This window comes from Paraburkholderia sp. GAS206C (genome assembly GCF_050435645.1).
Classification (GTDB): domain Bacteria; phylum Pseudomonadota; class Gammaproteobacteria; order Burkholderiales; family Burkholderiaceae; genus Paraburkholderia; species Paraburkholderia phenazinium_B.
The window spans coordinates 64,877-79,126 of record NZ_JBNDKR010000016.1 but is presented as its reverse complement, the minus strand read 5'-3'; the positions used below and the strand labels follow the sequence as shown (position 1 = coordinate 79,126).

13 protein-coding genes are annotated in these 14,250 nt (G+C 60.4%); 3 read left to right on the top strand and 10 right to left on the bottom strand.

Annotation, left to right across the window (positions count from 1 at the left end):
- Positions 1-9 precede the first annotated feature (9 nt).
- Positions 10-966, bottom strand: coding sequence for a helix-turn-helix domain-containing protein (locus P3T20_RS34640; protein ID WP_429289254.1), 957 nt, complete (start codon positions 964-966; stop codon positions 10-12).
- A gap of 122 nt (positions 967-1,088) precedes the next feature.
- On the opposite strand from P3T20_RS34640, the gene P3T20_RS34635 reads away from it, so the two are divergent.
- Complete coding sequence (locus P3T20_RS34635) at positions 1,089-1,607, top strand: cysteine hydrolase family protein (protein ID WP_074266477.1); 519 nt, start codon at positions 1,089-1,091, stop codon at positions 1,605-1,607.
- A 94-nt stretch (positions 1,608-1,701) separates the two neighbouring features.
- On the opposite strand, the gene katG is transcribed toward P3T20_RS34635, so the two are convergent.
- From katG to P3T20_RS34610, 5 genes are all read right to left on the bottom strand, one after another.
- On the bottom strand, positions 1,702-3,882 hold the full coding sequence (gene katG / locus P3T20_RS34630; RefSeq protein WP_429289253.1) for a catalase/peroxidase HPI: 2,181 nt from the start codon (positions 3,880-3,882) through the stop codon (positions 1,702-1,704).
- 205 nt (positions 3,883-4,087) lie between these two features.
- On the bottom strand, positions 4,088-4,516 hold the full coding sequence (locus P3T20_RS34625; protein WP_429289252.1) for an ester cyclase: 429 nt from the start codon (positions 4,514-4,516) through the stop codon (positions 4,088-4,090).
- Between the two features lie 134 nt (positions 4,517-4,650).
- Positions 4,651-5,538 (bottom strand): LysR family transcriptional regulator, encoded by an 888-nt coding sequence (locus P3T20_RS34620; RefSeq protein ID WP_429289251.1) that lies wholly within the window; start codon positions 5,536-5,538, stop codon positions 4,651-4,653.
- Between the two features lie 101 nt (positions 5,539-5,639).
- Positions 5,640-6,395 carry an aldolase gene (locus P3T20_RS34615; RefSeq protein ID WP_429289250.1) on the bottom strand — a complete coding sequence of 252 codons (756 nt, stop codon included), beginning with the start codon at positions 6,393-6,395 and terminating at the stop codon, positions 5,640-5,642.
- A gap of 40 nt (positions 6,396-6,435) precedes the next feature.
- Complete coding sequence (locus P3T20_RS34610; protein WP_074266481.1) at positions 6,436-7,206, bottom strand: SDR family oxidoreductase; 771 nt, start codon at positions 7,204-7,206, stop codon at positions 6,436-6,438.
- Between the two features lie 293 nt (positions 7,207-7,499).
- Here P3T20_RS34610 and P3T20_RS34605 point away from each other — a divergent pair, with 293 nt between their 5' ends.
- On the top strand, positions 7,500-9,311 hold the full coding sequence (locus P3T20_RS34605; protein ID WP_429289249.1) for an IlvD/Edd family dehydratase: 1,812 nt from the start codon (positions 7,500-7,502) through the stop codon (positions 9,309-9,311).
- A gap of 60 nt (positions 9,312-9,371) precedes the next feature.
- Here P3T20_RS34605 and P3T20_RS34600 read toward each other — a convergent pair whose 3' ends face one another.
- From P3T20_RS34600 to P3T20_RS34585, 4 genes are all read right to left on the bottom strand, one after another.
- A complete protein-coding gene (locus tag P3T20_RS34600; protein WP_429289248.1) occupies positions 9,372-10,520 on the bottom strand; it encodes an iron-containing alcohol dehydrogenase in 1,149 nt (382 codons plus the stop codon).
- Between the two features lie 121 nt (positions 10,521-10,641).
- Entirely contained in the window at positions 10,642-11,472 is an 831-nt protein-coding gene (locus P3T20_RS34595) for a class I SAM-dependent methyltransferase (RefSeq protein ID WP_429289247.1), read from the bottom strand.
- 154 nt (positions 11,473-11,626) lie between these two features.
- On the bottom strand, positions 11,627-11,917 hold the full coding sequence (locus P3T20_RS34590; RefSeq protein ID WP_429289246.1) for a hypothetical protein: 291 nt from the start codon (positions 11,915-11,917) through the stop codon (positions 11,627-11,629).
- 145 nt (positions 11,918-12,062) lie between these two features.
- Positions 12,063-13,028, bottom strand: a complete 966-nt coding sequence (locus P3T20_RS34585; RefSeq protein ID WP_429289245.1) for a GlxA family transcriptional regulator — start codon at positions 13,026-13,028, stop codon at positions 12,063-12,065.
- Between the two features lie 197 nt (positions 13,029-13,225).
- Between P3T20_RS34585 and P3T20_RS34580 the strand changes: the two genes are divergently transcribed.
- Positions 13,226-14,017, top strand: a complete 792-nt coding sequence (locus tag P3T20_RS34580; RefSeq protein WP_429289244.1) for an SDR family NAD(P)-dependent oxidoreductase — start codon at positions 13,226-13,228, stop codon at positions 14,015-14,017.
- The last annotated feature ends 233 nt before the right edge of the window (positions 14,018-14,250 follow it).

Genomic DNA, 14,250 nt, shown 5'->3' with positions numbered 1-14,250 from the left:
GCAAACGAATCAAGCGTCCTGACCTTTGAAACTCTGCCGCCACACCGTTGGCGAGACACTAAACGCTCGCCTGAAGTGAAGCCGCAGCGACTCCGGCGATCCGAAACCGGCAAGCACCGCAATTGCATCCACTGAGTGATCGCTGGTCTCCAGCAATCGCTGCGTCAAGGCCAGTCTCTCGTTCAGCAGCCACTCACCGACTGTCATGCCGGTCAGTTGCCGGAATTGCCGGGTGAAGGTACGGCGAGTCATCAATGCCTCGCCGGCGAGGCTGTCCAACGTGTGCGCTTCGTCCAGCGTACCGCGTACCTGATCGATCAACCCTGACAGCCGCGATTCTCTCGCGGTTGCCGGCATAGGCTGCTCGACGAATTGCGCCTGGCCGCCCTGACGATGCGGCGGCACGACGAGGCGTCGCGCCAGGCTGTTGGCAGACTCGGTCCCGTAGCGCTGGCGCACCATGTGCAGACAGCAGTCGATGCCAGCCGCAGTGCCCGCGGAAGTCAGCACGTTGCCGTCCTCCACATACAGCACATCAGCGTTCACCGTGACCATGGGGTAGCGTTGCGCGAAATCGCGCGCATACGCCCAATGCGTCGTAGCGCGACGTCCGTCCAGCAGTCCCGCTTCCGCCAGCACATAAGCGCCAAGACAGAGGCCGACAATCTGCGCACCTCGTCGCTGTGCAGCCACCAACGCCTTAAGAAGCGGTTCTGGCGGCCGTTCCTCGATGTCACGCCAGGTCGGAACGATGATCGTATCCGCCGTCCTTAAAGCGGACAAACCGTGACTTACGCCGAGGGAAAAACCAGCCGTCGTATTGATGGCGCCAGGCTCGGCTGCGCAAACCTTGAATTTGACAGGCGGCAGGCCCGGATGAGGCTCACCGAACACAACACAAGGTACGGAGAGGTGAAACGGACTGATCCTGTCGAACGCCACGACGGCGATGATAGGTTGGGACATGGATGCACCTGACGACGAACCCGCAATGGCCCGATCTTACCGGATATTGTCATGACGGCCACTTCCGTTGAAAGGCCGGATGGCGAAGAATGCATCTATCCCGACCTCACCTGGAGTCCATCGTGTCCAAACAAGCGTTGATCGTCATCGACCTGCAGAACGATTACTTCCCTGAAGGCAAATTCCCGCTATGGAACGCCGACGCCACTCTGGCCAAAACCGAAACTGCGATCGCGCAGGCCCAGGCGAAGGACATTCCGGTCGTTCTGATCCAGCACGTTGCTGACAAGACCAAGGGTACTGCACCGTTCTTCAACGAAGCGACGCCAGGCGTCGAAATTCACCCACGCATACTCGCAGCCGCGCCGGATGCACCTGTCGTCATCAAGTCTTTTGCTGACGCGTTCCACCGCACGACACTCGAGGAAACGTTGACGCGACTGGATGCCGAAGAACTTCTGATCTGCGGAATGATGACGCAAAACTGCGTCACGCACACGTCGATCTCGAAGGCAGCGGAGAAGTATTCCGTGAAGATTCTGGCCGATTGCTGCACAACCGTAACCGAGATGATTCACCTGATCGCGCTTAGCGGTGTATCGACGCGTGTTGAATTGGTGCAAGCGAAGGACGTGCTCTGATAGGGCCGCGTTGGCGCGCAAAAAAAAGCGGCCGGTCACAGCGACCGGCCGCTTCACACTTCAGCTTAAGAACTTTAAAACCTGCCCTCCAGGCTCAAGCAAGATCAAAGCGGTCACTGTTCATCACCTTGTTCCAGACCGCGACAAAGTCATGAACAAACTTCTCCTGCGCGTCCGCGCTCCCATAGACTTCGGAGAAAGCCCGAAGCTGCGAGTGTGAGCCGAAGATCAGATCGACACGTGTACCGGTCCACTTGAGCGCACCCGTTGCACGATCACGACCTTCGAACACATCGTTAGCGTCCGATACCGGCTTCCACTCCGTGCCCATGTCGAGCAGATTGACGAAGAAGTCGTTGGTCAACGCTTCCGGACGCTTCGTGAAAACACCATGTTGCGTCTGGCCGAAGTTGGTGTTCAGGACACGCAAGCCGCCGAGAAGCACCGTCAGTTGCGGCGCGGTCAGCTTCAGCAATTGCGCCTTGTCCACCAGCAGCGCTTCGGCTGTAACCGTGTATTTGCCCTTCAGATAGTTGCGGAAACCATCGGCAAGCGGTTCGAGCACCGCGAAAGCATCCACATCGGTTTGCGCCTGTGACGCATCCGTGCGGCCCGGTGAAAACGGAACCTTCACGTCGTGGCCGGCATTCTTCGCCGCCTTTTCGACGCCGGCACAACCGGCCAGCACGATCAGGTCGGCGAGCGAAACCTGCTTGCCGCCCGCGTGTGCGCCGTTGAACTCGCGCTGGATACCCTCGAGTGTCTCGAGCACCGTCGCCAGTTGAGCCGGCTGATTGACTTCCCAGTCTTTCTGCGGCGCGAGACGGATGCGAGCGCCATTTGCACCGCCACGCTTGTCCGAGCCGCGGAACGTCGACGCCGATGCCCAGGCCGTCGAAACCAGTTGCGACACCGGCAGCCCCGAAGCGAGGATCTTGCTCTTGAGCGCGGCGATGTCCTGCTCATCGATCAAGGGATGATTGACCGCAGGCACAGGGTCTTGCCAGAGCAACTCCTCTTTCGGCACTTCCGGACCGAGATAACGTGCGAGCGGCCCCATGTCGCGGTGCGTCAGCTTGAACCAGGCTCGCGCAAACGCGTCGGCCAACTGGTCCGGATTTTCGAAGAAGCGCCGTGAAATTTTCTCGTAAGCCGGATCGAAACGCAGCGCGAGGTCCGTGGTCAGCATGGACGGCGCACGCGGCTTTGACGGGTCCTGCGGATCGGGCACCGTACCCGCGCCTGCATCGCCCTTCGGCTTCCATTGATGCGCACCGGCCGGGCTCTTCGTCAATTCCCATTCGTAGCCGAACAGATGCGTAAAGAAGTCGTTGCTCCACTTCGTCGGCGTAGTGGTCCAGGTGACTTCCAGACCGCTGGTGATGGCGTCACGGCCCTTGCCGCTGCCGTACGCGCTCTTCCAGCCAAACCCCTGCTGCTCGAGCGGGGCCGCTTCCGGCTCGGGGCCCACAAGCGTCGCATCGCCTGCACCGTGGGTTTTGCCGAACGTATGGCCGCCTGCGATTAGCGCCACCGTCTCTTCGTCGTTCATCGCCATGCGGGCAAACGTCTCGCGAATATCGCGGGCGGCCTTGAGCGGATCGGGGTTGCCGTTCGGGCCTTCCGGGTTGACGTAAATCAGGCCCATCTGAACGGCGCCAAGCGGGTTTTCGAGGTCACGGTCGCCGGTATAGCGCTTGTCGTCGAGCCACTTGGTCTCAGTGCCCCAATAGATGTCGTCATCCGGTTCCCACGAGTCCTCGCGGCCGCCGGCGAAGCCGAACGTCTTGAATCCCATCGATTCCAGCGCGACGTTGCCCGTCAGGACAATGAGGTCGGCCCAGGAGATTTTTTTGCCATATTTCTGCTTGACCGGCCAGATCAGCCTGCGCGCCTTGTCGAGGCTCACGTTGTCAGGCCAGCTATTGAGCGGCGCAAAGCGCTGCTGTCCACCGCCGGCACCGCCACGGCCGTCGGCAATGCGGTAGGTGCCTGCGCTATGCCATGCCATGCGGATAAACAAAGGGCCGTAGTGGCCGAAGTCCGCCGGCCACCAGTCCTTTGAATCGGTCATTACCGCGAGAAGATCTTTCTTGACGGCCGCCAGATCGAGACTCTTGAACGCTTCAGCGTAGTTGAAGTCCTTGTCCATGGGATCGGACAGGGACGAATGCTGGTGCAGGATTTTCAGGCTTAGCTGATTGGGCCACCAGTCTCGGTTCGACGTGCCGCCACCAGCGGTGTGGTTGAACGGGCACTTCGTTTCAGTCGACATGCGCTTTCTCCTTGAGATCGTTTTCACTCAACTGCTCGGCTAAGCTTCGACTACTCAACCCAGTTTAGCGTTCGGGCGCGCACTGCGAGTATTAATTCTTCCAAACGGACTGATAGCCGAAGCAGGGACGGTTTGAAGGTGCAGGTGCAGCAAAATTCCGGCGTCAATCTCGAGACATCGCCCGCTCCCAAGGTGTCAATACGGCTCAACCGCCCGGAACGCCCTGAGGAAATGCACCGAGCTGCCTGAATACCGAAAGCCAGTCTTCGATATGCCAGGTCTTGGCGACCAGGCCATCGCGGATTTCATGAAAGGAATGAATCGCAAATTTCACTGGCTTTGCGGTTGCCTCGATACCGAGCAGCTTGCCTGACTGCGTGCCGCTCACTTCCGCCCGGACGGCAACGCGATCGCCATGAATGAGCACGTCCAGCAGCTGAATCGACATGTCGGGCAACGCGCTGTCGATCCTTGCGAAGACCGTGGTCATCTGATCCGGTCCCGGCTGGGCACCTGCAGGCTCGGGAATGTACTCCCAATCGGCAGCGACCACCTGACGCAATAAGTCGACGCTCCTGCGCGAAAACGCATCGTAAAGCCGAGCGATCAGGTCCCGGGTTGCCTGCTCATCCAAAACGGTATTCATGGTGACGCCTCCGGGCGACGAGAGTCTCGATTGATCACTGAAACGGAACACACCTGATGCACTATGCAGCGCTCTCCATAAGATAGCGCAATCTGGTCGTCGACGTCACAGTGCGCCGCGCGCTACGCTGTGGGTGCGCTTGCGCGGGCAATCTCGAGAATCAGCGAGGTCATCGCCGAAAGCGGCCGGCCGCGCCGGGTAATGGCGACGATACGCCGGCGCATCACAGGCTCCTCGATCGGAATACGTTTGAGTTCGTATTCGCGCAGCAGCTTTTCAGGAATCAGACTGGGCAAGATGCATTGACCGTTGGTCAGCGAAACGAGTTTGAGCATCGCATCCACCGTTTCGACTTCAGCCGCGACAGTGGCATTGAAAGCCCGGCTATGCAGCATGCGGCGCAACGCATAACCCGCGGGAAAGACGACCAGCGGAGGGGTCTCTTCGTTCAACGAGACACTGGCGAGTGTCGCAAACCGCGAATTCTCGTGCACCACGAAACTCATTTCCTCCTCGAACAGCGGAGTGATTTCCAGCTCGTCGGAGGCGACCGCTGAATCGTAGACGAAGCCGATCTCCGCGCGGCCCGCCTCGACCAGTTCGACCACGCCGGGCGAGCTGCGTCCGAGCAATGCGACATTCGCTTTAGGCCGCTGCGCCATGAATCGCGCCACCACCTCGGCCATGAAGTAGTAGCTCAGCGTATGAATGGTGGCGACGTTGAGGCTGCCGGCGGTCACGCCGTGCTGGTCGCGCAACTGTACCAACGTGCTGTCGACCAGCTGATAGGCCGAGGACGCAGCCTCCAGCAGTTTCTGTCCGGCCTCGGTGGGCTCCACGCCACGCCCGTGCCGCACGAAGAGCGGCTGACCGATGTAGCTCTCGAGGCTCGAAAGCTGCCGGCTCAGACCCGATTGCGTCAGCGATAGCGCCTCGGCCGCAGCGGACAGCGACTTGCTGTTCGCGATCTCAACAAACAGGCGCACTTGGTGATCGACGTTGGCTTTCATTCGGTCTTCCTGGCATTGCGTGCGGCTGAACGGCGCCGCAACCTTTAAGCGATTCGCGCTTCTCCTGCCGGCACTATGCCACGCCTAATAAAACCACCCGCTCACGTCCGGTCCGCCTGACGGCACCAGTAATCGAACGTACCCTTCACGATCGATTGCTTCAGCAGATAATCGTGTGCCTCGGCAGCGAGGTCGTCGGGTACCGGCGTAATCGGGCCAAACACCCGCGCGCGCACTTGCATGCGAGCTGCCCGCTCCAGGTACACAGCGAGATACGTAGCCTCTTCGACGTACGCACCCGTCGTGAGCTGGCCATGATGAGCCAGCAGAATGCAACGCTTGTCGCCGAGCGCCTTCGAAATGATCACCCCTTCCTGATCGGCGATCGGTACACCGGGCCAGTCGGCCAAAAACGCGCAGTCATTATGCAGGGGGGTCATGTCCATCTGCGCGATCACCAGCGGCTGACGCGCTGCGACCAACGCGGACACATAAGGCGAATGCGTGTGGATGATCGCATTCGTCTGCGGCCGCGCTTCGTAGACCCACAGATGAAAACGCGTCGCGGGATTGGCCATTCCCTTGCCGCTGATCGTGTTCAGATCAGCATCGACCTCGATGAAATCGTCGGGCGTCGCTTCATCGAAGCCCAAACCGAAACGCAGCGTCCAGTAGCATTTCGGCTTGTCCGAACGAGCCGTGATCTGCCCGGCCAGTCCCGCTTCCTGACCCGTCATCGCGAGGATGCGACAGGCGTACGCCAGCCTCTCCTGAAGCGTCCGGTCCTGCGGCTTCAGGTTCTCCTTCATTTCCTGAGTCGCACGCTCGTCGAAATACTGCTTTGCTCGCAATTCCATGACTGCCTCCGTTACCCGAACTCCGCCAGCCGTCTGAACCTCAAACGCCTTTGATTTCGCCGCCATCCATCCGCAACGCCGAGCCCACCATCCAGCGGCCCGCAGGCGACAACACGAACGCCATTAATTCAGCGATGTCCTCGGGATTTCCGTAGCGCGTGATACCGACTTGCGCCGGAAACTTCTCCAGCGCTTCTTCGAGTGTCATGCCGTGAGCCGGCGCGTACTTTTCCATATACGTGCGGCGACGATTGGTCATCACCGGGCCGGGCAGCACGCTATTCACCTGCACGCCGTCCGCAATGCCGCGATCTGCGAAAGCCTTGGCCATCGCGACGATCGCCGCGTTGACTGTCCCAACTGCGCCATAACCCGACTTCGGGGCCTGGGCCGAATTTCCCGATGTGAAAATCACCGAGCCTTCCGACTTCTTGAGCGACTCCCACGCGTGAACCGCGAGCCGCCGCGCGCCATGCAATTTCAGCGCAAAACCGTCGTCCCACTGCTCGTCCGTCATGTCGAGCACATCGATCTGAGGAACCGCGCCGGCGATATTCACCACCGCATCGATACGCCCGAACTTCGCCAGCGTCTGATCGACGGTTTCCTTCGCGGCGGCCGGTATGCGCAGGTCCGCGCCCAGCGGCAGCGGTTCGGCCCCGGCGGCGCGCACCGCCTCGGCAGTCTCTTCCAGCAACTCCGTGCTGCGGGCCACCAACACAAGGCCGCCAAAGTCTTTAGCGAGGCGAATTGCAGTTGCCCGTCCGATCCCACGGCTGGCCCCAGTTACGATCGCGATACGATTGCTCATGTCGAATTCCTCCGGTTGGTTTAACGCGTTTCATTGCGCCGTCACGTCTCGGCGCTCGAGACCAGTATCGGACAAGGAGCCATGACGAGCTATGCAGTTGGGTTCATACCTGCTATGACAGACCGACCCGGCCGTCCACGTGATTCCCAGGGTTTTCCGAAAGACACGGCCCGGCCCGATGCGCTCCGGGCCCAATGCGCTCTAGAATGGCAATTCGCCTTCCCGTATGGCGGTTGCGCTGCTCAGAGGGCGCCTATATCCACAAGCCTCCACAAGCCGAACGGAATAACAGCATGTCAAACCACTCATCCCCCGACAGTCCTCAGAATGGTTCACCGTCACGCCTGCGCAGCCGCCGCTGGTTCGACGATCCCGCCGATCCGGGCATGACGGCGCTGTATCTCGAGCGCTACATGAACTACGGGATTACCCGAGAGGAGCTGCAGTCGGGCAAACCGATCATCGGGATTGCGCAGACAGGGTCGGACCTTGCGCCCTGCAATCGCCACCATCTCGAGCTGGCGACGCGTGTGCGCGACGGCATTCGTGACGCCGGCGGCATCCCCCTTGAGTTTCCGGTCCATCCGATCCAGGAGACGGGCAAACGCCCCACTGCCGCGCTCGACCGCAATCTGGCGTACCTCGGCCTCGTCGAAATCCTGCACGGCTATCCCATCGACGGCGTCGTGCTCACCACTGGGTGCGACAAGACCACGCCCGCGTGCCTGATGGCAGCGGCGACCGTGAACATCCCGGCCATCGTGCTCTCGGGCGGCCCGATGCTCGACGGCTGGTGGCACGGCAAGCTCGCAGGTTCCGGCACGGTCATCTGGGACGCGCGCAAGCGCCTCGCCGGCGGAGAGATCGACTACGAGGAATTCATGAACATGGTGTCCTCGTCGGCACCCTCCGTCGGCCATTGCAATACGATGGGCACCGCCCTGTCGATGAACTCGCTCGCCGAAGCATTGGGTATGTCGCTGCCGGGCTGCGCGGCGATTCCGGCGCCACATCGCGAGCGCGGCTGGATGGCGTATCGCACGGGCAAACGCATCGTCGAGATGGTCGCGGAGAATCTGCGCCCGTCGGATGTCATGACCAAAGAGGCTTTCGAAAACGCGGTCGTGGCCGCTGCCGCACTTGGTGCATCGTCGAACTGTCCGATCCATATGGTCGCGATCGCACGGCACATGGGCGTCGAACATTCGCTCGACGACTGGCAACGACTGGGACCGGACGTTCCGCTGCTTGTCGATTGCCAGCCGGCCGGTCGCTTTCTGGGCGAAGCATTCCATCGCGCAGGTGGCGTTCCCGCCGTGATGCGCGAGCTGCTCAACGCAGGCAAGCTGAACGGCGATGTGCGTACGGTTTCCGGCCGCACGCTTGCCGAGGATCTCGCGGAAGTCGTCGAGCCCGATCGCGAAGTGATCCGCAGCTACCAGCAGCCGCTCAAGGAAGCAGCAGGTTACGTGGTGATGTCCGGCAATCTGTTCGACAGCGCCGTGATGAAAATCAGCGTGATCGACCAGGCGTTCCGCAAACGCTTCCTCGCCGATCCTGAGCATCCCGACGTGTTCGAAGGGAAAGCGATCGTATTCGAAGGGCCGGAGGACTACCATGCGCGCATCGAAGATCCGCAACTGGGCGTCGACGAGCGCTCTATCCTCGTGATTCGCAACTGCGGGCCGGTCGGTTATCCGGGCGGCGCCGAGGTGGTCAACATGCAGCCGCCTGCGGCGTTGCTCAAGCAAGGTGTCGACACGCTGCCGACCCTTGGCGACGGCCGTCAAAGCGGTACCTCGGCCACGCCTTCGATTCTCAACGTTTCGCCGGAAGCGGCAGTCGGCGGCGGGCTTGCGTTGCTGCGAACCGGCGATCGGGTCCGCATCGACCTGAACTCGCGCAAGGTCGACGTGATGATCCCCGAGAGCGAACTGGCAGCACGCCGCGCACAGTGGAAAGCGCCTGTTCTGCAGAACAAAACGCCGTGGGAAGAGATCTATCGCAGCATGGTAGGTCAGCAGGCGAGTGGCGCATGCCTCGAGCCGGCAACGCTGTATCTCAACATCCTGGAAACGCGCGGCGAATCGCGCCATAACCACTGATACGGACGCGCCGACACGGCTACCAGCAAGCAGTCGTGCCGGCGCATCTCCCTCTGTTCTTTAGAACCCCTGGAACGACTCTTCGAGCATGGCCCGATAGTCCGCAGGGCTTGCCTCGCGCGGATTGGTCTTGTGACTATGATCGGCGAGTGCGCCTTCGATAATCCTGTCGAACTGCTCACGCTCCACCCCAAGCGTCGACAAGCGCGTCGGCAGCCCCAGGTCGGCCGTCATGCGCGCAATCGCGCTTTCTACGTCCGCTGGCGATTCCAGCCCCATTGCGCCTGCTAACCGCACCATTTTTCCTTCGTCCTGGACTGTAGGGGCTTCGCGATTGAAGCGGATCACCGCGGGAAGAAAGATCGCGTTCAACGTTCCGTGATGCAGTTTCGGATTGATGCCGCCCAGCGAGTGGCTCAGGCTATGGACACATCCCAGCCCTTTCTGGAACGCAAGCGCTCCCTGCAATGAAGCGCTCATCATGTTCAGACGTGCGGTGACGTTGCTGCCGTCACGCGTTGCAATCTCGATGTGACGCCATGCACGCCAAAGTCCGTCGAGGGCGATGCCATCGGCAGGCGGGTTAAACGCCGGCGACAGGAAGGTCTCGATGCAATGGGCAATCGCATCCATTCCCGTTGCAGCGGTGAGTTGCGGGGGCAACCCTAACGTGAGTTGCGGATCGCAGATTGCGGAACGGGGCACGATGTAGGGGGAAATAATGCCGAGCTTGCGGCCGTCATCGAGAATCAGGATGGCGCCGCGCCCCACTTCGCTGCCAGTGCCGGCAGTCGTTGGGACTGCGATAACCGGCGCCGTAGCCGCTGTGATGCGCTGCAATCCACCTTCGATAAGCGCGAACTGGCGCAAAGGTCCTTCGTGGGTCGCGCACACTGCGACGCCCTTGGCCAGATCGATCGAACTGCCTCCTCCTACCGCGACGACGCCATCGCACTGATTCTCCTTGTACATCGCGACAGCGGCCCGCACAGCCCGCTCGTTGGGGTTCGGAGGGGTGTCCAGAAAGATAGGGGGCTCGTGATCTGCCTGAAGAGCAATGAGCACCTTGTCGATGAGGCCCGCGGCTTTCACGCCCGCGTCGGTGACGATCAGAGGTCGTTTGATGCCGATCCGTGTGCATTCGTCAGGCAGTTTCGCAATCGCGCCGAAATCGAACTGGATCTGCGTGATGTAATTGATGAGCGACATGGATCGGAAGCCTCCAGAGTGGGGTTCGTGGCGACCGTCGGCACGGGATGAACAACGCGGCAGAGTGCATCGACTACATGGAAGTCGCAAAACATTGTCGCACCTTCTGGCTCAAGCATCCTCAGACCTTTTCGCAGATAGCCTGGATAAGCGCCGCACGCCCCTCGCTCAGATTGCGGCGAAGGTTGACGGTCGCTTGCCCGAACTCGGGGCCCATCACAGCGCCGAGTGCGAGCAACGGTGGCGTCGAAGACTGCTTGCGTTCGGCTTCGCGCTCCAGAAACCAGCTGATCCCGGCTTCCGTGCAGTCGGTCCAGGACGTGATGCGGAACCCCTCCTTAGCGAGAACAGTGCGCATCTCGTCCGCCGTCACCAGGAAGCTTGACTCAGGCACGCTCGCCCACGGCACAGGGAAATGCAGGGGTTCGTTGGATGCAGCGATGACATCGAAGATGGCGAAATGGCCGCCAGAACGTAAAACGCGGCATGTTTCACCGTAAAGCGCAGCGCGGTCGCTAATGTTCATGGCAACGTGCTGCGTCCACGCGAGATCGAAAGCGTCGGCGGGGAACGGCAGCGAGAGCGCATTGCCGCGCTGATACGTGACCTTGCCTCCGAGACCCGAACGCTCCGCCAGAAACGTAGCAGCCTCGACGAACGACTGACTGAGGTCGACGCCGTGCACCGTGCAGCCATAGGTTTCCGCCAGATAGCGCGACGGGCCGCCCAGCCCAGATCCGATATCGACAACACGGGTCGCCTCGGTGATCGGCAGGGCCTTCGCCAGTTCTACGGTGGCCGCGAGGCCGCGCGAATGAAACTGGTCAAGTTGAGCAAGATCTCGCGCAGAGAGTTGTTTCTCGCCGAGTCCGCTTTTGGCCATAGCCGAGCGAAGGTGCTCGACCAGGCTCTCGCGCTCGTAATGCCGGGTGATCTCTGCTGCGTCGTCCATCTTCGTACTCCTTCGTGATGCACATCTCGATGCGGCTACGGATGCCGTAACTGCAGGCGATCCATCATCGGTGAAATCTCATCGAATGGTTCTTCAACGAGATCCAACACGTCAAACGGATCGCCATAAGCTCCGGCTTATGACTTCACTGACTTCACTTGTTCTGGATCAGCATGCCAAGCGGGGCCAGCGGGCCGACTGGCAACAGTTCGTAGCTCATGACGCCGTCAGCCACGAGCGGCAACGTATCGAGCGTCGCCTTGGCGTGCTCGACCGATTCGACATTCATCAGAAAGATCGGACCGCCCTTCTCACGAAACCAGAACTGCTCGACCTTGCCGTCGAGATAGAGCTTGAGTGTGGCCGGAACTTCGTTTGGCATATGCTGCTGGAGCTTCTCCGGTGTGAGGGTCGGCTTGGCGGATGCGATGGCAAAAACTTTCATGGATAACTCCTGGTTCAACGTTCATTGACAGAGACTGCGTGTTCATTGCTGCAAACAGCGCGATCGAGTCTAGTCTCTGAACCCTAGAACTCACACAGTCACAAACGCCAACTTTAGAGCCATTCGCGCCAGGCGCATCCGCGTGTCAGAGCAGGTCGGAACGGAGGTCGCGCACACCCCGTCCCAGACGTTGGCGCAGCAGCGTACGCAATGTCGCACCATCGCCGTAGCCGACTTCGCTTGCGATCGCTTCGAGGTCGAGGCGTCCCCCGCGCAGAAGCGATTGTGCGTGCTCGACTCGCAGGTCCTGGAAGTAGGCAAGCGGCGATTTGCCAAGCACCTCCTGACAACGGCGCTGCAGCGAGCGCGTGCTCGTCGCGAGTGCGCTGGCGGCTTCCTGCAGCGAAAAGCCCGAGCGAAGATTTTTCCGCGACCACTGTTCGAAGCGTTGAATCAGCGGATCTGCCTGCGCGAGGTGATTGGGAATGATGTACGGCGCCTGCGAGGAGCGTATATCAGCCAGCAGGTAACGCGAGACGAGCGTGGCCAACTCGGGGCTCGCGCGCCGTATCAGCCAGAGGGCGAGATCGAGATGTCCTAAAGCCGCGCCGGCTGTCACACCTACATCTGACGGTACCAGCATGCGAGACTCGTCGAGCGACACGTTGGGGTAGCGTTGTCGAAACAGCGGGCCGAGCCACCACGTCGTCGTCGCTTCCTGCTGATCGAGAAGTCCGGTTTCCGCCACAAGAAATGTTCCGATACAGGACGCGGCGATCAGCGCTCCCTCGGCATGCCATTTCAGCAGTTGCGCTTTGGCCTGAACCACATCCGGTCTCGTGAGAGCAGGAACCAGCTGCTCAGGCGTGCCAGTGCTCAATGCCGGAACAACTACCCAGTCCGGTTTCAAACCTGCCGTTACGGGTTGCACAGGTATCGTCAGCCCTTGTCCGGACCGAACCCGCTTGCGCACGCCTACGATCGATACATCGAAACGCGGTGTGCCACCTAGTTGCGTGGCCGAGAATTTGTTGGCGAGCCCGAACGCGTCGAGCATGACGGTGAGCCCCGTATCGAAGAGCCCTTCAAGAGCGAGCACAGAAATGCGCATGGCGTAAATACCTCCAAAGCCGGTATTTGCGACTCTACCAGCTATCACCTTCATGCGTATCCGGCGAGCCAGACATGCACATACGCAACAAGCGAAGGCCTTTACAACGCAGCTCTGCGCAAGCACAGTGGTGAGGTCAATGACGCCAAAGCAGCCTTAAGCGTCGAGCCTGGACTATCAAAAACGGAGACAACGAAATGGATCTGAATTTACGCGGTAAGGTGGCCGTATTGACGGGAGCCAGCGTGGGTATCGGGCTGGCTGTGGCAGAGGCGTTCGCAGCGGAAGGCACGCATCTTCTGCTCGCGGCGCGCAATGAGGAGCGCCTGTCCGCTGCCGCAGCAGGCATCGCAACGAAGTTCGGCGTGACCGCTGTGCCGGTCGCTTGCGATGTGTCGACTTCGGCAGGCGTCGACAAACTGGTTGCTGCCGCGAAGGAAAATTTCGGTGGCGCGGATATTGTCTTCAATAACGCGGGCACGGGCAGCAACGAAACGATCATGAACGCGCCCGATGAAAAGTGGCTCGCGTACTGGGACCTTCATGTGATGGCTGCAGTGCGCATCGCACGCGGCCTCGTACCTTTGATGAAAGCACGCGGCGGCGGCACGATCCTGAACAACGCATCGATTTGCGCAACACAGCCGCTCGGCTACGAGCCGATCTATAACGTGACGAAAGCGGCGTTGATGATGTTGTCGAAGAATATGGCGAACGAATTCATACAGGACAACATCCGCGTGAATACGATTAATCCGGGGCTCGTGCTCACACCCGACTGGATCAAGACCGCCAGGCAGTTGACGCAGGATTCAGGCGGTGATTGGGAGGGACATCTGCAGCAGGTCGCGGACGAGCACGCGCCTATCCGCAGGTTTGCGTCTCCGGAAGAGTTGGCCAACTTTATTGTGTTTCTTTGTTCCGACAAGGCTAGCTACAGCGTCGGGTCGACCTACTTTGTCGATGGCGGGATGTTAAGGACGGTTTAGGGAAACTGCAATGCGCCATGCAAGTGCGAGCAACGATCGACGCGCCCGGCGCTAGACAATCATTAAATTAGCTGGCAGGATTCATCCACCGCGGATGAATCCGCCGATTCTTCTTTGAATTTAACCCCAACACAATGCAAGCTAACCAAGTCCTCCTTCGTTCGATGCGTATGCCCCTGGCAGGTTCTCCCCCCAGGCGCTGAGGGCTTTTTTGCTTCTGAAAAAGGGACGCC

Coding starts and splice junctions, on each gene's coding strand:
- P3T20_RS34605 (WP_429289249.1), top strand. CDS start 7,500: ATGTCAAACCACTCATCCCCCGACAGTCCTCAGAATGGTTCACCGTCA.
- P3T20_RS34610 (WP_074266481.1), bottom strand. CDS start 7,206: ATGAGCAATCGTATCGCGATCGTAACTGGGGCCAGCCGTGGGATCGGA.
- P3T20_RS34600 (WP_429289248.1), bottom strand. CDS start 10,520: ATGTCGCTCATCAATTACATCACGCAGATCCAGTTCGATTTCGGCGCG.
- P3T20_RS34615 (WP_429289250.1), bottom strand. CDS start 6,395: ATGGAATTGCGAGCAAAGCAGTATTTCGACGAGCGTGCGACTCAGGAA.
- P3T20_RS34590 (WP_429289246.1), bottom strand. CDS start 11,917: ATGAAAGTTTTTGCCATCGCATCCGCCAAGCCGACCCTCACACCGGAG.
- P3T20_RS34620 (WP_429289251.1), bottom strand. CDS start 5,538: ATGAAAGCCAACGTCGATCACCAAGTGCGCCTGTTTGTTGAGATCGCG.
- katG (WP_429289253.1), bottom strand. CDS start 3,882: ATGTCGACTGAAACGAAGTGCCCGTTCAACCACACCGCTGGTGGCGGC.
- P3T20_RS34595 (WP_429289247.1), bottom strand. CDS start 11,472: ATGGACGACGCAGCAGAGATCACCCGGCATTACGAGCGCGAGAGCCTG.
- P3T20_RS34580 (WP_429289244.1), top strand. CDS start 13,226: ATGGATCTGAATTTACGCGGTAAGGTGGCCGTATTGACGGGAGCCAGC.
- P3T20_RS34640 (WP_429289254.1), bottom strand. CDS start 966: ATGTCCCAACCTATCATCGCCGTCGTGGCGTTCGACAGGATCAGTCCG.
- P3T20_RS34585 (WP_429289245.1), bottom strand. CDS start 13,028: ATGCGCATTTCTGTGCTCGCTCTTGAAGGGCTCTTCGATACGGGGCTC.